An 18,983-nucleotide genomic window follows, 5' to 3' on the forward strand; every position below is an offset into this window, starting at 1 on the left:
AGGATTACTCTCCCTCTTCCTCGGAGTCCGTGCCCGGAGCACCAGTGCCCGGGAGGTTGCCGAGTCGGTCATACGCGTTGTTGATGTCGCCGACGTTGCCCTCATCGCGGAGGTCTTCAATGTAGGCGTCGTACTCGTCCTGTTCAACGACCTTGACGTTGAACATCATCATCGAGTGGTATTCGCCACACAGCTCGGCGCACTTGCCGTCGTACTCACCGACACGCGTCGGGATGAAGGACCAGGAGTTGTCCTTCCCGATGAACATGTCCTTCTTGTAGAGGAAGTCGATGATCCAGAACGAGTGAGCGACATCGCGCGACTGAAGGCTGATCTGCACCTTCTGGTCGACGGGCAGAACGAGCGTCGGAAGTGCTTCCTTGTCGATGTTTCCGTCGGCGTCGGCCTGAGCCTGGACACCCATGGTCCACACGGCGTCAGAGAGATCATCGTCGTCGCCGGCGTACATGAAGTCGAACGCCCACTGCTTGCCGATCGCAGTGACCTGCACGTCGGCATCGTCACCCCACTGGGTCTCGATCTCTGCCTGGTCACGCGCGGTGAAGAAGAACATCGCACCGACGAGGATCAGCGGAATCACCGTGTAGAAGATCTCGATCGGCATGTTGTACCGCATCTGGACCGGGAGACCGGTCTGACCTTTACGGCGGCGGTATGCGATCGCCGCCCAGCCCATGAGGCCCCATGTGATGAGACCGACGATGAGAAGCACGATCCACGAGTTCACCCAGAGCGACGCGACACGGTCGGTCTGGTTCGTGGCGGCAGTGCCGTCTTCTACAAAGCCCGGGAGGAATCCGTGAAGCTCGGTGGGAGAACATCCCGCCAGGGCCACGGCTGCCGCAATTCCTACAGGAATAGCGGCCCAACGAAGGCGGCGTTTCGAGGGCACGATGCACCTTTCAAGATCGCGGACAGGGCTCAACCAGTCTAGGGCAAGCTCACACCTGATTCATGCCAACCACGCAGGCTGGACACGGCTTATGTTCAGTGGAAGCTGTCGCCGCAGGCGCAGCTGCCAGCCGCATTGGGGTTGTCGATCGTGAAACCCTGCTCGGAAATCGTGTCCTTGAAATCGATCGCAGCCCCATCGAGGTAGGGAACACTCATGTTGTCGACGATGACCTCTACGCCGTCGAAGTCAATGGTCTCGTCGCCGTCGAGGTAGCGCTCGTCGAAGTAGAGCTGGTAGATGAGGCCTGAACATCCGCCGGGCTGGACCGCGACGCGCAGACGAAGGTCGTCACGTCCCTCCTGCTCCAGAAGGTTCTTCACCTTCGTCGCAGCAGCAGAGGTGAGGGTGACGCCATGGGGAGTCTTGGTCTCGGAAGTGATGGTCGTGTCGCTCATGTCGCTCCTTATGACAGGCCGCGCATACGCACGGCTGGCTTATCTGTGATTCTACCGCCGGGTGCCGAAGAAGGCTCCTTCAGCGCGCGTTCATCCGCGTCAGCATGAGCGCTTCGGTCAGTACCGCGTGGCGGAACGTCTCCAGGTGCAGGGATTCGTTCGGGCTGTGCGCCCTCGAGTACGGGTCTTCCACCCCGGTCACGAGGATCTGCGCCTCAGGGAACTCGCGTACCAGATCAGCGATGAACGGGATAGAGCCGCCGACGCCGAGATCGACCGGTTCGGTTCCGTAGCCGTCTGCCATCGCCTGACGAGCCATCGATACTGCCCATCCGCTGGTATCGACCAGGAACCCGTCGCCCAGATCGACGTCCGAGAACGTCAACTGCGCACCGAATGGCACATGCTCGCGAAGGTGCTTCTCCATAGCCGCGTACGCCTCCTCGCAGCTCTGCCCCGGTGCTACGCGAGCGCTGATGACCACGGAGACCTCGGGGAGCAGAGTGTTGGATGCGGCTTCCACACTCGTCGCGTCGATGCCGACGACCGTCACGGACGGCTTGTTCCAGATGCGGCTCAGAATGCTGTCGCGCCCGATCGGGGTGGCCCCGGGAAGCAGGCCCGTCTCGTCGCGCAGAGTATCTTCGCCGTACTCGGGCGTCGGCGCTTCGCGTTCGGCCAGGCCCTCCACAGCGACGGCGCCGTCAGCATCCCATAGCGTCGAGAGCAGCCGCACGGTCGCCATCATCGCGTCGGGCACCGCTCCCCCGAACATCCCGGAATGGGATGCGTGATCCAACGTGCGCACGGTGAGGGTGAAGCGCGCGTTTCCTCGCAGCGAGACCGTGAGCCCAGGCGTGTTCGAGTCCCAGTTGCCGGAGTCCGCCACGACGATCGCGTCGGCACGCAGCGCATCGGCGTTGTCGCTGAGGAACTGTGTGAACGAGCGCGAGCCGTACTCTTCCTCACCTTCGATGAACATCGACACACCGAGATCGAAATCATCGCCGAGCACTTCGCGCACTGCGCGCAGAGACGCGATGTGCGACATGATGCCCGCCTTGTCGTCTGCCGCCCCCCGGCCATAGAGCCGCCCGTCGCGCACGGTCGGCTCGAAGGGCGAGGTCTCCCACAGCGCGTCGTCTCCGGGAGGCTGCACATCGTGGTGGGCATAGAGCAGGATTGTGGGCTTGCCGTTGCGCGCAGCGCGCGTAGCGAGAACGGCCGGCTGCCCCATCTCATCAGTCCCCGGCACGGCGGCGCGCAAGACCCGCACCTCATCGAAGACGTCTGCCGCTCTGGCGAGTTCGGCGACGCGCTCCGCGCTGCGCTCGAGCTGGGTCTGGTCGAACGATGGCCAGGCGATACCCGGGATGCGCACAAGATCACCGAGGTCTGACAGTGCGCTCGGGATGCCGAGGTTCACTGCTTCAATGACGGCGGATTCGGTATCGGGGCCGGCTGTGGGCGGGACAGAAGTCATGCGAGTAATCTTAAGGCTTCACCGCATTCTGATTCGAGGAGTTCCGTGGCCACTTCCACCCCATCGACGAACGACGAGTCCCCCGAGACCCCGGTCGCCGGCAAGGGACGGCCGACCCCGACTCGTGCAGAGCGCGAAGCCGCCCGCCGCCGCCCACTCGTCGCCGATACCAAAGAAGCACGCGCTGCTGCCAAGGCGCAGCTGCGCGAGCAGCGGGATCGCGCGCAGGCTGGCATGGCCGCGGGCGAGGACAAGTACCTTCCGCCCCGCGACAAAGGCCCGCAGCGTCGCTGGGTGCGTGACTACGTGGATGCTGGATGGCATCTGTCCGAATGGGTGATGGCGCTGATGGTCGTCGTCATCCTCGTCTCGCTCGTACCGGACCCGACGTTCTCGTTCTATGCCTTCATCGGACTCTGGGCCTTCGTCGTGCTCGCCGTGCTCGACATGGTCTTCCTCGGGGGGCGCGTGAAGAAGAAGGCCGCCGCGAAGTTCGGTAAGGATCGTCTCGAGAAGGGCCTTGGCTGGTACGCCGCGATGCGCTCACTGCAGATGCGCTTCATGCGCCTGCCCAAGCCTCAGGTCAAGCGCGGCCAGTACCCCGCCTGATTCACAACCCTCGGTTGATCTGCCGCGCCCACAGCGGGCCGCGGTAGAGGAACGCTGTGTATCCCTGAACGAGAGTGGCGCCGGCATCCAGTCGTTCGCGAACGTCGGATGCCGTCTCCACTCCCCCGACGGAGATCACACAAAACTCGCTCGGCACGGCTTCGCGGACGACGCGCAGCACCTCCAGCGAACGTTCACGCAGCGGCGCGCCAGAAAGGCCGCCTGCGCCGGCAGCTTCGACGACCGCGGGATCCGTCAGAAGCCCCTCGCGACCGATCGTCGTATTGTGCGCGATGATGCCGTCCAGACCTTCGGCGACCGCGAGGCGCGCGATTCCGACGATCTCATCGTCGGAGAGATCCGGGGCGATCTTCACAAGCAATGGCGTTCTGCCCGCTGCCGTCTTCACCGCACGCAACAAGGGCGCGAGGGTCTCAACAGCCTGCAGACCCCGAAGGCCTGGCGTATTCGGTGAAGAGACGTTGACGGCGAGATAGTCAGCCAGCGGCGCGAGCTTCGCAGCGCTCTCGACGTAGTCGGCTGTCGCGTTCTCGACGTCGACGACCCGGCTCTTGCCTATATTGACGCCGATGATCGTCTTCGGGCGACGGTGACGCAGCTTCGCGAGCCGTTTCGCCGCTGCATCCGCGCCTGCGTTGTTGAACCCCATTCGGTTGATCACCGCACGGTCAGGCACGAGGCGGAACAGGCGCGGTTTCGGGTTGCCGTCCTGCGGGATGGCCGTCACTGTGCCGATCTCGACATGACCGAATCCCAGCGCCGCAAGCCCACGCACGCCCACTGCGTTCTTGTCGAAGCCAGCCGCTACGCCGAACGGCGAATCGAAGACGAGGCCGAGGGCATGAACCTGCTGTCTCGGCGCACACAGCGCACGTGCCGCCCACGAGAATGGCGGCGCACCGAGCACGCGGATGACAGCCATCCCGGCGTGGTGCGCGAACTCAGGATCGAAGCGCGACAGGACGGTGCGAAAGAGGAAGGGATACATCCCTGCCAGATTACCCGTCGGTAGCTGCTGCCTCTGACCTCGCGTGGTCTGCCCGCAGATCAGTGATCGCCGTCTCGAAGTCTTCCAGCGACTCGAAGGCCTGGTAGACGGAAGCGAACCGCAGGTAGGCAACCTCATCCAGATCGCGCAGCGGCCCGAGAATGGCCAGGCCGATCTCATTGGCATCGAGCTGTGAGACACCGGTCTGCCGCACGCTCTCTTCTACCCGCTGCGCGAGGATGGCGAGGTCCGCCTCTGTTACTGGGCGTCCCTGGCAGGCCTTGCGCACTCCTGAGATGACCTTCTCACGACTGAAAGACTCCATGACCCCGGAGCGCTTGATCACGTTGAGGCTCGCGGTCTCGGTCGTGGTGAATCTGCCACCGCACTCCGGACATTGCCGGCGCCTGCGGATCGAGAGTCCGTCATCGCTGGTACGCGAGTCGATCACGCGGGAATCAGGATGGCGACAGAAGGGGCAGTGCATGGTGTTACAGCGTAGTCGCTGAGCTGTCGCCTTCCTGGAAGCGCGCTTCGATGGCCTCGCCGTGAGCGGGGAGCACCTCGGTGTTCGCCAGCGCGACGACACCCTCGCGCACGGCTGCGAGGGCGGAGTGGTTGTACGAGATCACCTGCTGGGGACGCAGGAAAGTATAGGCACCGAGCCCGGGCGTATAGCGTGCCTGCCCCCCGGTCGGCAGCACGTGGTTACTCCCCGCCATGTAATCTCCGAGGCTCACCGGCGTCTGATCGCCGACGAAGATCGCTCCAGCACTGGTGAACGCCCCCGCCGCTTCCTGCGCATCTTCGAGGTGCAGCTCGAGGTGCTCCGGTGCGTAGGCGTTGCTGAAACCCGTAGCCATCGCGCGGTCGTCGACGAGGATGATCGCGGACTGCGGACCTGACAGCGCAACGTCGACACGCTCGGCGTGCTTCGTTGCTGCGGCGAGCTCTGCGAGATGAACGGCGACGCGCTCGGCGAGAGACGCATCGTCGGTGACGAGCACGGCCGATGCCTGCTCGTCGTGCTCAGCCTGGCTCACAAGGTCGGCAGCGACAAGTCGCGCGTCCGCGGCACCGTCGGCGACGATGAGGATCTCGGTCGCTCCAGCCTCGGAGTCCGTTCCCACGACCCCGGCCACTGCACGCTTGGCAGAGGCGACATAGTTGTTGCCCGGTCCGGAGACGACATCGACGGGATCCAGATCGAGATCGGCCACGCCATGCGCGAAGGCGCCGATTGCCCCCGCACCGCCGATCGCGTAGATCTCGGTGACCCCAAGCAGACCGGCCGCAGCGAGAATCGTCGGGTGGATGCGCCCGTCTTGATCTGCCTGCGGCGGTGAGGCCAGCGCGATCTGCTGCACCCCCGCGACCTGGGCGGGCACGACGTTCATGATCACGCTCGACGGATAGACCGCCTTGCCGCCAGGAATGTACACACCGACACGGTTCACCGGCTGCCAGCGCTGCGTGATGAGCGCACCGTCGCCGATCTGCGTCACACGGGTATCAGGCACCTGCGCTGCGGATGCCTGGCGCACGCGGCGAATCGCCTCTTCGAGCGCGGCCTTGATCTGCGGAGTCAGAGACTGGACAGCCTCCTGGATGTGCTGCGCGGGCACGCGGATCTCGTGGCCGGTGACACGATCGAACTTCTCGGCCTGGGCGCGGAGAGCTGCCTGCCCATCGGTGCGAACGTCTTCAACGATTCGCGCTGCGGTCTCGAGCGCTTCAGCGCGCGCCTGAGTGGCGCGCGGGACGGCGGCGAGCATGTCTGCCGGCGAGAGCTGCTGCCCTCGAAGATCGATTGTGCGCACGTCAGCCTTTCGTGATGTCTGCGATTTCGTGGAGGTAGCCGATACGTCCGTCATCATGTCGGATAACGTAGGCGCCTCCTCGATCTTCGACGACGAGAGCCCAGGCATCCGGACCGATGCGGAACAGCGGCGCCCCCTGCTCATCGACGACGTCACGCGCGGTTGGCGCGAGCGCCCAGAACGGCTGAGGCTGGCTGTTCTCCGCCTCGACGACGAGATCGTCCTCGACGACCGGGTCCTCCTCGATGAAGAGCGTCTCGTTGGAAGAGCGCCGGTAAGTGGGGACGTAGTCGTCGTCGAGATCCATCGCCGTGCCGATCGCACCGCCTGAGGCGTGCTCGGTCAGCGGGACGCTCCCACCGAGATTCTGCTGCTCGACGGTCTCATGAGTGATCTCATCAACGGACTCCTCATCGAACGAGTCGGCGATCTCTGCGTCGAGTTCCACCCCATCGGCGATGGCTGCGCCGGCCGCCGTGCGCTGTGCCGTGCGCTCAGGACGAGGACGGGCGATCACGGGACGCACGGGGTTGGCATTGCGGTGCGCGAGAGCGACAAGGCGACCGTGGAAGTCTTCACGCAGTCCCGGGATGATCGGGGCGAAGACGGTGACGATGACGAGCATGATGAGCGCCGCCAGCTGCACCCACGGCACCCAGATCACCCCATATGAGCCGTTGAGCACGGAGACCGAGACGAATTCCCAGATGACCTGGACCCACCAGAGGGCGGCGATCGAGAACACCACCGAGGCGAACTGGTCTATTCCCAGTGACCCCACTCTGCGGATCCCATCAGGGGAGAACCGACGGAGGACGATCAGGAAGACCGCGACAGTCGGCAGCCCGAGCGGGATGATCCAGCTGATGCCCTGCAGCCACAGAGCAGGACCCCATCCGACGGGGATGAACGAGACGATGAACAGCACCAGCCATGCGGCGACGATGAGCAGCTCACGCAGCGTGAACCTCAGGATGCCGGGTTGAGGGGTGACCTGTTCGGCGTAGAGCACGCCGTCCTCGTCGGAGAAGAGCTCTTCCGGTGTGTCCGTACTCATGGGTCTCGATACTACCCGAGGCATGTCGGGCCGAGCAGAGATTTCAGGTCGCCGAACAGATCTGCAGAGACTTTCACCGGCATCGGCACGTCGAACACCTTCGCCGTCTGCCCACGATGCACGCGCAGCACGACCTCAGTTTCACCGTTGTGCCTGCGCAGCACCTCCGCGAGTTCGTTCATCACCTGTTCTGTGGCGCGCTGCTCTGCCAGTAGAAGCGAGAGCGGCCCAGCCGCGTCGAACGAGCCGACGTCGGGAGTGAACGCTGACTGCGCATGCAGATTCAGGCCGTCGTCGCGTCGCGAAACACGGCCGCGGACCGCCAGGATGGCGTCTTGCTGCAGCGTGTGCTGGAACTCCGTATAGGTCTTGCCCATGAACATCACCGTGACTTCGCCGTTGAAGTCCTCGATCGTGATCATGCCGTAGGGGTTTCCGCTGGCCTTCGCGACTCGGTGCTGAACGCTCGTGACCAGCCCCGCGACGGTGACCTGGTCGCCATCTTGGAGATCTTCCGAGGCGAGCAGGTTGTGAATGGAGATGGACGCGTGCTTTGCAAGCGGAACCTCCAAACCTGCCAGCGGGTGATCCGAGACGTAGAGCCCGAGCATCTCGCGTTCGAAGGCGAGCTTGTCCTTCTTGATCCACTCAGGGCGATCCGGGACCTTCGCTGGCGGCGCCTCCTCCTGTGCGTCGTACAGGCTGTCGAAGTCGAAGCCGATCGCGCCCTGCGCCTCGTTGCGCTTCTGGTCGACCGCCGCCTCTGTGGCATCCTCATGGATCTCCATCAGCGCTCGGCGTGTGTCGCCCATGGAATCGAACGCACCGGCTTTGATCAGAGACTCCACCGTGCGCTTGTTCGAGACATGCAGCGGAACCTTCTTCAAGAAATCGTGGAAGGAGCCGAAGTTGTCTTTCTCGCGCGCCGCGATGATGCCGTCGACGACGTTGCTGCCGACATTGCGCACCGCTCCGAGACCGAAACGGATGTCTTCGCCCACAGCGGCGAAGTAGTTGATCGATTCGCGGACGTCGGGCGGCAGCACCTTGATGCCCATACGGCGACACTCGTTGAGGTAGATCGCCATCTTGTCTTTGGAGTCGCCGACGCTCGTGAGCAGCGCGGCCATGTACTCAGAGGGGTAATGCGCCTTCAGGTACGCGGTCCAGTACGACACGAGTCCGTACGCGGCCGAGTGCGCCTTGTTGAATGCGTAGTCCGAGAACGGCAGCAGGATGTCCCACAGCGCTTTGGCTGCTGCATCACCGAAACCGTTCGAGCGCATTCCGCCGTGGAAGCCTTCGTACTGCTTGTCGAGCTCTGATTTCTTCTTCTTACCCATCGCGCGACGCAGAATGTCTGCCTGGCCGAGGGTGAAGCCGGCGACCTTCTGCGCGATGGCCATCACCTGCTCCTGATAGATGATCAGGCCGTAGGACTCCTCGAGAATGTCTTTCAGAGGCTCTTCGAGCTCGGGGTGGATGGGCGTGATCGGTTGCAGACCGTTCTTGCGCAGTGCGTAGTTCGTGTGCGAGTTCGCTCCCATGGGACCAGGGCGGTACAGCGCGATGAGAGCCGAGATGTCACCGAAGTTGTCTGGCTTCATCAGCCGCATCAGCGAGCGCATCGGCCCACCGTCGAGCTGGAAGACTCCCAGCGAGTCGCCCCGGGTCAGCAGGTCGTAGGAAGGTCGATCATCGAGTTCGAGATGCTCGAGATCGAGCTCTTCACCCCGGTTCGTACGGATGTTGTCGAGCGCGTCAGAGATGATCGTGAGGTTTCGCAGCCCCAGAAAGTCCATCTTGATCAGACCGAGCGTCTCGCACGACGGGTAGTCGAACTGCGTGACGATCTGGCCGTCCTGCTCACGCTTCATGATGGGGATGATGTCGAGCAGCGGCTCAGACGACATGATCACACCGGCAGCGTGCACGCCCCACTGACGCTTCAGCCCCTCAAGACCGAGCGCGCGGTCGAATACCGTCTTCGCTTCGGGATCGGTCTCGATGAGCGCCCGGAACTCGCTCGCCTCTTTGTAGCGAGGGTGCTTGCTGTCGAACATGCCGTCCAGCGGCATGTCCTTGCCCATGACGGGTGGCGGCATGGCCTTGGTCAGGCGCTCTCCCATGCTGAAGGGGAAGCCGAGCACGCGTCCGGCGTCCTTGAGCGCCTGCTTGGACTTGATCGTGCCGTAGGTGACGATCTGTGCAACGCGTTCTGAGCCGTACTTCGCGGTGACGTAGTCGATCACCTCGCCGCGGCGCCGGTCATCGAAGTCGACGTCGAAGTCAGGCATCGAGACGCGGTCCGGGTTGAGGAAGCGCTCGAAGATGAGACCGTGCTCGAGCGGATCGAGGTCAGTGATCTTCATCGCATAGGCGACCATGGATCCAGCTCCGGAACCACGGCCGGGGCCGACGCGGATGCCGTTGTCCTTGGCCCAGTTGATGAAGTCGGCGACGACGAGGAAGTAGCCGGGGAACCCCATCTGCAGGATGATGCCGGTCTCGTACTCGGCCTGCTTGCGGACCTGGTCCGGGATGCCGTTTGGATAACGGTGGTGCAGACCGAGCTCGACTTCTTTGACGAGCCAGCTGTCTTCGGTCTCGCCGTCGGGAACCGGGAAGCGCGGCATGTAGTTCGCCGCCGTGTTGAACTCGACTTCGCACCGCTCGGCGATGAGGAGAGTGTTATCGCACGCCTCGGGGTGATCGCGGAACATCTGGCGCATTTCCTGCGCCGTCTTGATGTAGTAGCCGTCACCGTCGAACTTGAACCGGTTCGGGTCATCCATCGTCGAGCCGGACTGCACGCACAGCAGCGCGGCGTGCGCGTCGGCCTCATGCTGGTGCGTGTAGTGCGAGTCGTTCGTCGCGACCAGCGGAATATTCAGGTCCTTCGAAATCTTCAGCAGATCGCTGATCACGCGGCGTTCGATCGACAGCCCGTGGTCCATGATCTCGGCGAAGTAGTTCTCTTTGCCGAAGATGTCCTGGAACTCGGCGGCAGCTGCGCGAGCGGCGTCGTACTGGCCCAGGCGCAGGCGGGTCTGGATCTCGCCGGAGGGGCACCCTGTCGTCGCGATCAGGCCCTTGCCGTATTTCTGCAGCAGCTCCCGGTCCATCCGGGGCTTGAAGTAGTACCCCTCGAGGCTCGACAGCGAGCTCAGCCGGAAGAGGTTGTGCATACCCTCAGTGCTCTGACTCCACATCGTCGTGTGGGTGTACGCACCAGTACCGGAGACGTCATCGCTCTTCTGATCCGGCGAGCCCCATGCCACACGAGACTTGTCGCTGCGATGGGTGCCGGGGGTGACGTAGGCTTCGAGGCCGATGATCGGCTTGACGCCCGCGTTCTTGGCCGCGTTGTAGAACTCGAAGGCTGCGAAGGTGTTGCCGTGGTCGGTTACAGCGATGGCCGGCATGCCGTAATCGGCGGCCGCCTGGGTCATCGCGTTGATCTTCGCGGCACCATCGAGCATCGAGTATTCGCTGTGAACGTGCAGGTGTACGAAAGAGTCAGATGCCACGCCTTCGAGTCTACGTCGGGGGCCAGACACCGGCCCCCGCTCATCCGAGATCGAGACGCATCAGCACACGAGGGAACCCGTCGAGAACCGATTGCGTGTCGGATGCCAGGGCGAACCCCGCTCGCTCGAACAACGCCTTCGTGCCGACGTACATCATGGTCAGGTTCACCTTCGCGCCCTGATTGTCGACCGGATAGCCCTCCACCGCGGGCGCCCCACACGTCTTCGCGTATGCGACAGCGCCTTCGATCAGCTCATGCATGAGACCCTGCTTACGATGCCCCGGCCGAACCCGGAAGCACCACAGCGACCAGACATCGAGCTCATCGACGTGGGGAATGCGCCGATTCGTCGCAAAGCTCGTCTCGCGTCGAGGCTGAAGCGCTGCCCAGCCGACCGGTTCGCCATCGAGATACGCGATCACACCGGGCGGAGGATCACCTTCGCACAGTTCTCGCACGCGCTCCGCGCGCGCTGGCCCTTTGAGGAGGTTGTTCTCCTTCGCTCTGAGCCGGTAGCTCAGGCAGAAGCACACGTTCGATGTCGGCTTCTTCGGACCGACGACCACAGCGACGTCGTCGAAGACCGTCGCCGGTCGCACCTCGATGCTCATCCCGTCATTGTGCCGGATGCCTCCGACACCCGCCGGTACGGGTTCTTCGACGAACCCTGTCAGTCTCCGCGCAGAATCCCGAGTGCATGCTCGAAATCGGCCGGATAGCCTGACTCGAACTGCACCCACTCCCCCGTCGCGGGATGCGTGAATGCGAGCTTGTGCGCGTGCAGCCACTGCCTCGTCAGCCCCAAGCGTGCGGAAAGAGTCGGGTCCGCCCCGTAGAGCGGATCGCCGACACACGGATGTCGGTGTGCGGCCATATGCACGCGGATCTGATGCGTGCGCCCCGTCTCGAGATGAATCTCCAACAGCGACGCCCCGGGGAACGCCTCGAGCGTCTCATAGTGGGTCACAGACGGCTTGCCGTCGGGAATGACGGCGAACTTCCATGAGTGGTTCGGATGCCGACCAATCGGTCCTTCGATAGTCCCTGCCAACGGGTCTGGATGCCCCTGAACGACCGCATGGTAGATCTTCTCGACCGTGCGCTCCTTGAAGGCGCGCTTGAGTGCTGTGTACGCCGACTCGCTCTTGGCGACCACCATGAGCCCGCTCGTGCCCACATCGAGCCTGTGGACGATGCCGGCCCGCTCGGCTGCGCCACTGGTGGCGATCCGGAACCCTGCCCCGGCGAGAGCGCCGAGCACCGTCGGCCCTTCCCACCCCACAGACGGGTGGGCTGCAACGCCTGTCGGCTTGTCGATGACGACAATGTCGTCATCGTCGTAGACGATGCCGAGCTCTGGCACTTCGATCGGAACGATCACGGGGCCCTGCTTCGGCTGCCATTCGACATCCAGCCATCCGCCGCTGCGCAGGCGATCGGATTTGTCGAGAACCGCTCCATCGAGGCGGACTCCACCCGCGGAGATCACGTCAGCGGCGAAGGTTCGCGAGAAGCCGAGCATCTTCGCAAGCGCCGCATCGACGCGTGCGCCGTCCAGCCCGTCTGGCACGGGCAGCGACCGTGATTCCACGATCAGTTGCCCTTCTCAGTGACCTCGGACTCGGAGGTCTCGGACCCGACAGCCTCAGATTCGACGTTCTCGGAATCGACGTGGTCCTTCTCGCGCGTGCCGTCGAAACGGATGCCGAGAATCACCAGCAGCGCGACCGAGATCATGCCGCACACGATGAAGATATCGGCGACGTTGAAGATCGCAGGCATCATCCACGGCATCGAGATCATGTCGACGACGTGGCCCACGGCGAATCCCGGCTCCCGAAAGAGCCGATCGGTGAGATTACCGAGCACACCGCCGAGCAGGCATCCGAGAACAACGGCCCAGAGCCTCGACCGCAGCCCGAAGGCTTTCCAGACGATGATCGCTGCGACAACCGTGAGGGCGATCGTGAAGATCCACGTCACCCCGCTGCCGAGCGAGAACGCTGCACCGGAGTTGCGAATGTAATACAGCTGGAAGAACTCGCCGATCACGGGGACCACCTCATGGAGAGGCAGGTTCTCGACCGTGAGGTACTTCACAAACTGATCGGCGGCCAGCACCACCACCGCGAGAATCGCGACGATGATGCCGGCCGCCGACCGACGAATCGGACGATGTTCGGCCAAAGGGCTGACCTACAGTCCGATCGCCGAGACCGGTGTCGAGTCGGTCGAAGTCGACTTCTCATCGAGGTCGCGGAGCTGACCCTCGATGTAGCCGCGCAGCTGCGTGCGATAGTCGCGCTCGAAGTTGCGGAGTTCGGTGATGCGAGCCTCGAGCGTGTTGCGCTCGCGCTCGAGACGAGCCGACTCTTCGCGCTGCTTGACCTGAGCTTCGCTCTGGATGCGGTCGACCTCGGCCTGAGCCTCGGAGATGAGCTGGCTCTTCTTCGCCTCGCCCTCTGCGACGTGCTCATCGTGCAGGCGCTGGGCCAGTTCGATGATGCCCGCAGTAGCGGTCGTCGATCCGGTAGCGGTCTCGACAGGCGCTGCCGGAACTGCTGCAACGGGAGCCGGAGCTTCCTCGATGACAGGCGCCTGCTCTGCCGCCGAAGCCTCAGCAGGCGTCTCGCCGGACTCGTAGGCGGCGAGCTTCGCTTTCAGCTCAGCATTCTCTTCCAGCGTCTTGCGCCACTCGACGACGATTTCGTCGAGGAAGTCATCGACCTCGTCCGGGTCGAAGCCGTCCTTGAAACGAACGTGCTGGAACGACTTGGTGACGACGTCATCCGGGGTCAGTGCCATTATCTCGGCTCCTCTTTCGATGAGTTCTGTTGCCAGTGTCTGAAGCATGGCGTGTTATTGATGAGGCGCGTACCCGGGGCGCGCGCCTCGTGCCAGCATAGTCCCGATCAGATGAATTGCCGCACGATGGACATCAGGATCAGCACTGCGAGCATGGTGAAAGTGAACCCGAAATCGAGTGCCAGCGTTCCGATACGCAGTGGAGGAATGAAGCGTCGGAACAGTCTGATCGGCGGGTCAGTGACCGTGTAGACCGCCTCAGCGGCTATGAGACCAGCACCCTTGGGGCGCCAACCGCGATTGAACAGCGGAATGTAATCAAGAATGAGCCGCGCGAACAGCACGAAGATGTAGATCAGCAGGATCAAATGAATGATCGATGCGATCCAGGAGACCACCCCGGCCACGGATCAGGACTGGTCGAAGCCCGTGGACTCCGGGTCAGCGCTTGCGATGCCGCCGTGCCCCGAGACAGCGATGTTCTCGGGCGAGAGCAGGAACACCTTGCTGGTCACGCGCTCGATCCGGCCGTACAGTCCGAGGGACAGGCCGCTTGCGAAGTCGATCAGACGGCGTGCATCAGCATCCGACATCTGCGACAGGTTGATGATCACCGGAATGCCTTCGCGGAAGCTCTCGGCGATCAACTGCGCGTCACGGTACTGCTTGGGGTGCACAGTGAGGATCTCGTTGACCGCACCGGCCGACGGCTGGCGCACGGCAACGGGGCGACGCAGCGGGGTGACAGGTGCCGGAGCGGGTTCGCTCTGCTCACGATCGCGGTCACGCTCGCGCTGCGCGCGTGCGGGTGCCGGAGCGAGCTGCTCCTCGTAGGCCTCTTCCTCATCGGCGAGTCCCAGGTACACCATGGTCTTCTTCAGCGGGTTTCCCATCGTGTCCTCCGTGTTCGACGTGGGCTGATCTGTTTCGAGGTTAACCCCGGTCTGGCCGGGGTCCCGTGATTGCCGAGCCGATCCGCAGGTGTGTCGCACCTGCGGCAATCGCCTCGGCGAAGTCTCCGGTCATGCCAGCCGAGATCCAGGTGGCGTTCGGCTCGCTCTCGCGGACGACGTCTGAGACGCCTCGTAGCCTTTCGAAGGCTGCCGCCGGCGGCTCATCCAGTGGAGCGACTCCCATCACTCCACGCAGCCGCAGCGAGGGCAGCGTGAGGATGTGATCGGCGAGCTCTGCCGCAGCATCCGGCTCGACTCCCCCGCGCCCCTCATCCGCTGTGAGATTGACCTGCAGGAGCACGTCAAGCACTCGCTGGTCCTCTGACTCATCCGACTGCGCCGCCCGATGCAGCGAATCGGCGAGTTTGGCGCGATCGACCGAGTGCACGGCATCCGCACCTCGCCGAATGGCTCCGGCCTTCTTCGTCTGCGCCTGACCGATGAAGTGCCAGCGCAGTTCCGCGAGGTCATCAGCAATCTCTCCACGCTTCGCGGTGAGCTCCTGCTGCCGGTTCTCCCCCACGTCTCGTACGCCGAGTGCGTACAGGTCGCGTACGAGAGAAGCCGGGTGGAACTTGGTCACCACGATGCGCGTGATCTCGCCGGGGTTTCTGCCCGCCGAGCGTGCGGCCTCTGCGATCTGCGCGTCGATCGCAGACAGCCGCTGCGCCAGTTCACCCAAAGCGGGCCTACTTCAGGAACTCGGGAATGTCGATGTCATCGTCCGTGAACGCCGGCTCGAGGCTCGTCGATGCCACGCGAGGCGCCGCCGGTCGCTCAGCGGACTCGGCGGTGCTCTTCGGCGCCTCAGTCTCTTCGTCGGAGAGAGTGACCTCGGGAAGCGATGCGGGCTCCGGACGAGAGACGATGATCGGGTCAAGGCGCTGCGAGGGTTCACCACCGTCGAACCCAGCGGCGATCACCGTCACGCGCACCTCGTCGCCGAGAGTGTCGTCGATGACGGTACCGAAGATGATGTTCGCTTCGGGGTGCGCCGCTTCCTTGACAAGGTCTGCAGCATCGTGGATCTCGAAGATTCCGAGGTTCGATCCACCCTGAATCGAGAGCAGCACGCCGTGCGCGCCCTCGATGGATGCTTCGAGCAGCGGCGATTCGACAGCAAGCTCAGCCGCCTTGATGGCGCGGTCGGCGCCGCGAGCGGACCCGATGCCCATGAGAGCCGAGCCGGCACCCTGCATGACCGACTTCACGTCAGCGAAGTCGAGGTTGATGAGACCAGGGGTGGTGATGAGGTCGGTGATGCCCTGCACACCGGCGAGCAGCACCTGGTCGGCCGTGGCGAACGCCTCGATCATCGAAATGCCGCGGTCGCTGATCTCCAGCAGACGGTCGTTGGGCACGACGATGAGAGTGTCGACCTCTTCCTTCAGCTTGGCGACGCCGGCCTCTGCCTGGCTCTGACGGCGGCGGCCTTCGAACGAGAACGGCTTGGTGACGACACCGATGGTCAACGCGCCGATCGACTTCGCAATGCGCGCGACGACCGGAGCGCCACCGGTGCCGGTTCCGCCGCCCTCGCCCGCAGTGACGAAGACCATGTCGGCTCCGGCGAGTGCCTGCTCGATCTCTTCGGCGTGGTCATCTGCGGCCCGCCGACCGATCTCAGGGTCGGCTCCTGCGCCGAGTCCTCGGGTGAGCTCGCGGCCGACGTCAAGCTTGACGTCGGCGTCACTCATCAGCAGCGCCTGCGCATCGGTGTTGACAGCGATGAACTCGACGCCTCGAAGGCCGAGATCGATCATGCGGTTGACGGCGTTGACGCCGCCACCGCCGACGCCGACGACCTTGATCACGGCGAGGTAGTTCTGGTTCTGGCTCATGGCCGGCCTCCGATAGTTCGAGCCTGGAAAGAATGTGAACCTTAAACCTCAACTAGAGGTGTAAAGTATTTCCCGGTATTGCGTTCTCAAGATCGAAGGTATGCGCGATCCTGCCGTGTGCGCGCAGCGACACGGGTGTGTCGTGTGTTCCGGTGCGCAATCGCGCTCAACCGGCGACGACCACGTCCGGCGAAGAGACATCGATCGTGCGGGCCGCCGGATTCGCCAGCATCGTCGAGGTCAGAGTGCGCGCCTTCTCAACCGACTTCTCAGCGCTCCCCCAGAAGACGGTCAGTCCGCTAGAGAGCTTCAGCGACACATCGTCCAGAGTGCTCGCCGAAGCCTCGACGAGCGATCCGCGCACGTCAGCGGGAAGCGAGCGGATCACGAGTCCGACCGACTCGAATGCGTCTGACTCGACCCCACGTTCCACGCGCAGTATCGGCTGTCCTGCAGGAACCTGCGCAGTGGTCGACAGGGCGACTCCCGCGGCATCCACGAGCGTGTACCCGGCATCCGATTCGATCACGCCGATGGGTGTGCGCTCGACGATGCGAACCGTCAGATCATGCGGCGGCTTCGCCTCCAGCGCATAGCTCTCGATCAACGGATAGGCCATCAGCGCGGCCTTCACCTCGCTCTCATCCACAAGAGCGAGCGGCGTGCCGATCTGGTCGGCCAGCGCGGCCTGGATCTGCGCTGGGTCGATCGTGGAAGCCCCGACGACATTGATCCGCTCGACCGCGAACAGCGGGCTGTATGCCGCGATCGCACTGCCGCCGACCAGCACGATCAGTGCGCCGAGAACGCTCAGCCAGATGATTCGGCGCCTGCGGGACCGCTGAGTGAACCGGCGGATCTCGGCGCGCAGACGCTTACGGCGAGCACGAGCGGCCCGCCACACATCTTTCGCGGTGAGGTCGTCCCACGACTCCGGTTCGGCCTGCGAAATATCCGCGTCAAGATCAGTGGCGCTCGAACGCAGCTCGACCGGCTCGACCGTCTCGTCGGTGAGAGGCCGGCGCGCCGATGTTGCGTGCGCCTCCCCCGGTGGAGTCGGAAGCGGTGCCGGGCGGCGCATCGATCAGCCCTCTGCGCCGGGCGCCGGGCGCTGTCGGAGCGATTCGAGCACCTGCGGGATGATCAGGTAGACATTGCCGCAGCCGAGAGTGATGACGTAGTCGCCCTCTTGCACGATCGACGCCGTGTAATCGGCGGCCTCCTGCCAGTCCGGAACGTAGTGCACGTGGTCAGAGTCGGCAAACGCACCACTGACCAGCTCGCCCGTGACTCCAGGCACCGGATCCTCCCGTGCCCCGTATACGTCGAGCATGACAGTGTGATCGGCATAGGTCTCCAGCACCTCCGCGAACTCGCGATACATGTGCTGTGTGCGCGAGTACGTGTGCGGCTGCTGGATGGCGATGAGCCTTCCCTCGCCGACGACGCCTCGCGCGGCTTCCAGCGCCGCCTTCACCTCGGTCGGGTGATGAGCGTAGTCGTCGAAGACACTCACACCGCGCTCAACGCCGTGCAGCTCGAATCGGCGCACGGTGCCCGCGAAGCTCTCCACAGCGCGCACAGAATCGGCGAACGCATGGCCGAGAGCGACGAGTACCGCCACCGCGCCTGCGGCATTGATCGCGTTGTGCGCACCGGGGATGACCAGCTGCATCCGCTCGCTCGCGCCACCGTGGCTGATCGTCGCTGAAACGGGGCCTGTCGTGGAGATGTCGGCGAGGCGGACATCGGCATCGGCGGCAGTGCCGAACGTGATCACGTTCTGGTGCGAGAGACCGGCCTTCACGCGCAGGGCACCAGGATCGTCGCTGGAGATCACAACGGCCTCGCCTGCCGCATCCGCGAACTGCACGAATGCGTCGTGGAATGCCTCGTCCGATCCGTAATGGTCCAGGTGATCAGGATCGACATTGGTGATGAGAGCGATGGCCGTGTCGTAGAGCAGAAACGTTCCATCGGACTCATCGGCCTCGATGACGAAGAGATCATCGGTTCCCGAGGAGCTCGAGACGCCGAGCTGCTCGATCACTCCGCCGTTGACGAAGTTCGGGTCGGTGCGCAGGGCCTGCAGGGCCGTCACGATCATGCCCGTGGAGGTCGTCTTGCCGTGCGCGCCGGCGACCGAGACGAGCCGATGCCCGCGAATCAGCCAGTGCAGCGCCTGCGAACGATGGATGACGTGCAGGCCGCGTTCCTTGGCGGTGACGAACTCGGGGTTCTCCGGCCAGATCGCGCCCGTGTGCACGACGGTGTCAGCATCGCCGAGGTGGGCGGCATCGTGACCGACGTGCACGGTCGCGCCAGCTGCCGCGAGAGCACGAAGGCTATCGCTGTCCGCGCGGTCTGAACCGGACACCCGGATGCCGGCATCGAGGAACATCTTCGCCAACCCGCTCATGCCAGACCCACCGATCCCGATGAAGTGGGCGGCGGTGATGGAGTCCGGAATCGGGAGAGAGAGGTCAGGCTTGATCATGTCCCC

At 64.0% G+C, this 18,983-nt stretch carries 19 protein-coding genes; 1 reads left to right on the forward strand and 18 read right to left on the reverse strand.

All coding sequences use genetic code 11. From position 1 onward, the window contains the following. Positions 1-4: 4 nt before the first annotated feature. The 3 genes from ctaC to ACTU6U_RS12485 all read right to left on the reverse strand — a co-directional run bounded on the left by ctaC (position 5) and on the right by ACTU6U_RS12485 (position 2,854). Positions 5-913 carry an aa3-type cytochrome oxidase subunit II gene (gene ctaC / locus ACTU6U_RS12475; RefSeq protein ID WP_443469428.1) on the reverse strand — a complete coding sequence of 303 codons (909 nt, stop codon included), beginning with the start codon at positions 911-913 and terminating at the stop codon, positions 5-7. 95 nt (positions 914-1,008) lie between these two features. Beyond that, positions 1,009-1,371, reverse strand: a complete 363-nt coding sequence (erpA, locus tag ACTU6U_RS12480; protein WP_417511294.1) for an iron-sulfur cluster insertion protein ErpA — start codon at positions 1,369-1,371, stop codon at positions 1,009-1,011. Positions 1,372-1,450: 79 nt separating this feature from the next. Continuing rightward, positions 1,451-2,854 carry a dipeptidase gene (locus tag ACTU6U_RS12485; RefSeq protein WP_443469429.1) on the reverse strand — a complete coding sequence of 468 codons (1,404 nt, stop codon included), beginning with the start codon at positions 2,852-2,854 and terminating at the stop codon, positions 1,451-1,453. A 45-nt stretch (positions 2,855-2,899) separates the two neighbouring features. On the opposite strand from ACTU6U_RS12485, the gene ACTU6U_RS12490 reads away from it, so the two are divergent. After that, entirely contained in the window at positions 2,900-3,463 is a 564-nt protein-coding gene (locus ACTU6U_RS12490; RefSeq protein ID WP_443469430.1) for a DUF3043 domain-containing protein, read from the forward strand. Position 3,464: 1 nt separating this feature from the next. On the opposite strand, the gene ACTU6U_RS12495 is transcribed toward ACTU6U_RS12490, so the two are convergent. The 15 genes from ACTU6U_RS12495 to murC all read right to left on the reverse strand — a co-directional run bounded on the left by ACTU6U_RS12495 (position 3,465) and on the right by murC (position 18,977). Further along, a complete protein-coding gene (locus tag ACTU6U_RS12495) occupies positions 3,465-4,472 on the reverse strand; it encodes a quinone-dependent dihydroorotate dehydrogenase (RefSeq protein ID WP_443469431.1) in 1,008 nt (335 codons plus the stop codon). A gap of 10 nt (positions 4,473-4,482) precedes the next feature. Continuing rightward, positions 4,483-4,959 carry a transcriptional regulator NrdR gene (gene nrdR / locus ACTU6U_RS12500; protein WP_443469432.1) on the reverse strand — a complete coding sequence of 159 codons (477 nt, stop codon included), beginning with the start codon at positions 4,957-4,959 and terminating at the stop codon, positions 4,483-4,485. A 4-nt stretch (positions 4,960-4,963) separates the two neighbouring features. Further along, positions 4,964-6,292 (reverse strand): histidinol dehydrogenase, encoded by a 1,329-nt coding sequence (gene hisD / locus ACTU6U_RS12505; protein ID WP_443469433.1) that lies wholly within the window; start codon positions 6,290-6,292, stop codon positions 4,964-4,966. A 1-nt stretch (position 6,293) separates the two neighbouring features. Beyond that, the gene (locus tag ACTU6U_RS12510) at positions 6,294-7,349 is read right to left on the reverse strand and encodes a hypothetical protein (RefSeq protein WP_443469434.1); all 1,056 of its coding nucleotides are present in this window, start codon (positions 7,347-7,349) and stop codon (positions 6,294-6,296) included. Between the two features lie 11 nt (positions 7,350-7,360). Then, positions 7,361-10,831 (reverse strand): DNA polymerase III subunit alpha, encoded by a 3,471-nt coding sequence (dnaE, locus tag ACTU6U_RS12515; protein ID WP_443469502.1) that lies wholly within the window; start codon positions 10,829-10,831, stop codon positions 7,361-7,363. 88 nt (positions 10,832-10,919) lie between these two features. After that, a complete protein-coding gene (locus tag ACTU6U_RS12520) occupies positions 10,920-11,492 on the reverse strand; it encodes a GNAT family N-acetyltransferase (RefSeq protein WP_443469435.1) in 573 nt (190 codons plus the stop codon). 59 nt (positions 11,493-11,551) lie between these two features. Then, positions 11,552-12,472, reverse strand: a complete 921-nt coding sequence (locus ACTU6U_RS12525; RefSeq protein WP_443469436.1) for an RluA family pseudouridine synthase — start codon at positions 12,470-12,472, stop codon at positions 11,552-11,554. 2 nt (positions 12,473-12,474) lie between these two features. Beyond that, positions 12,475-13,068, reverse strand: a complete 594-nt coding sequence (gene lspA / locus ACTU6U_RS12530) for a signal peptidase II (RefSeq protein WP_443469437.1) — start codon at positions 13,066-13,068, stop codon at positions 12,475-12,477. A 9-nt stretch (positions 13,069-13,077) separates the two neighbouring features. After that, positions 13,078-13,686 carry a DivIVA domain-containing protein gene (locus ACTU6U_RS12535; RefSeq protein WP_443469438.1) on the reverse strand — a complete coding sequence of 203 codons (609 nt, stop codon included), beginning with the start codon at positions 13,684-13,686 and terminating at the stop codon, positions 13,078-13,080. Positions 13,687-13,793: 107 nt separating this feature from the next. Continuing rightward, positions 13,794-14,084, reverse strand: coding sequence for a YggT family protein (locus ACTU6U_RS12540; RefSeq protein ID WP_443469439.1), 291 nt, complete (start codon positions 14,082-14,084; stop codon positions 13,794-13,796). Between the two features lie 12 nt (positions 14,085-14,096). Next, positions 14,097-14,579 (reverse strand): cell division protein SepF, encoded by a 483-nt coding sequence (locus ACTU6U_RS12545; protein WP_443469440.1) that lies wholly within the window; start codon positions 14,577-14,579, stop codon positions 14,097-14,099. Positions 14,580-14,619: 40 nt separating this feature from the next. Next, positions 14,620-15,321 carry a YggS family pyridoxal phosphate-dependent enzyme gene (locus tag ACTU6U_RS12550; RefSeq protein WP_443469441.1) on the reverse strand — a complete coding sequence of 234 codons (702 nt, stop codon included), beginning with the start codon at positions 15,319-15,321 and terminating at the stop codon, positions 14,620-14,622. Between the two features lie 7 nt (positions 15,322-15,328). Beyond that, complete coding sequence (gene ftsZ, locus ACTU6U_RS12555; protein WP_443469442.1) at positions 15,329-16,480, reverse strand: cell division protein FtsZ; 1,152 nt, start codon at positions 16,478-16,480, stop codon at positions 15,329-15,331. Positions 16,481-16,646: 166 nt separating this feature from the next. Next, positions 16,647-17,561 carry an FtsQ-type POTRA domain-containing protein gene (locus ACTU6U_RS12560; RefSeq protein WP_443469443.1) on the reverse strand — a complete coding sequence of 305 codons (915 nt, stop codon included), beginning with the start codon at positions 17,559-17,561 and terminating at the stop codon, positions 16,647-16,649. A 3-nt stretch (positions 17,562-17,564) separates the two neighbouring features. Continuing rightward, the gene (murC, locus tag ACTU6U_RS12565) at positions 17,565-18,977 is read right to left on the reverse strand and encodes a UDP-N-acetylmuramate--L-alanine ligase (protein ID WP_443469444.1); all 1,413 of its coding nucleotides are present in this window, start codon (positions 18,975-18,977) and stop codon (positions 17,565-17,567) included. Positions 18,978-18,983 lie beyond the last annotated feature (6 nt).

The organism is Microbacterium zouquanmingi (assembly GCF_052266695.1).
Lineage (GTDB): Bacteria > Actinomycetota > Actinomycetes > Actinomycetales > Microbacteriaceae > Microbacterium.

Excerpts from the sequence above, each read along its gene's own strand:
- dnaE (WP_443469502.1), bottom strand. The coding sequence starts at position 10,831 with ATGCTCGATGGTGCCGCGAAGATCAACGCGATGACCCAGGCGGCCGCC.
- nrdR (WP_443469432.1), bottom strand. The coding sequence starts at position 4,959 with ATGCACTGCCCCTTCTGTCGCCATCCTGATTCCCGCGTGATCGACTCG.
- murC (WP_443469444.1), bottom strand. The coding sequence starts at position 18,977 with ATGATCAAGCCTGACCTCTCTCTCCCGATTCCGGACTCCATCACCGCC.
- ACTU6U_RS12495 (WP_443469431.1), bottom strand. The coding sequence starts at position 4,472 with ATGTATCCCTTCCTCTTTCGCACCGTCCTGTCGCGCTTCGATCCTGAG.
- ACTU6U_RS12520 (WP_443469435.1), bottom strand. The coding sequence starts at position 11,492 with ATGAGCATCGAGGTGCGACCGGCGACGGTCTTCGACGACGTCGCTGTG.
- ACTU6U_RS12510 (WP_443469434.1), bottom strand. The coding sequence starts at position 7,349 with ATGAGTACGGACACACCGGAAGAGCTCTTCTCCGACGAGGACGGCGTG.
- ACTU6U_RS12560 (WP_443469443.1), bottom strand. The coding sequence starts at position 17,561 with ATGCGCCGCCCGGCACCGCTTCCGACTCCACCGGGGGAGGCGCACGCA.
- ACTU6U_RS12545 (WP_443469440.1), bottom strand. The coding sequence starts at position 14,579 with ATGGGAAACCCGCTGAAGAAGACCATGGTGTACCTGGGACTCGCCGAT.
- ACTU6U_RS12485 (WP_443469429.1), bottom strand. The coding sequence starts at position 2,854 with ATGACTTCTGTCCCGCCCACAGCCGGCCCCGATACCGAATCCGCCGTC.
- erpA (WP_417511294.1), bottom strand. The coding sequence starts at position 1,371 with ATGAGCGACACGACCATCACTTCCGAGACCAAGACTCCCCATGGCGTC.
- ftsZ (WP_443469442.1), bottom strand. The coding sequence starts at position 16,480 with ATGAGCCAGAACCAGAACTACCTCGCCGTGATCAAGGTCGTCGGCGTC.
- ACTU6U_RS12535 (WP_443469438.1), bottom strand. The coding sequence starts at position 13,686 with ATGGCACTGACCCCGGATGACGTCGTCACCAAGTCGTTCCAGCACGTT.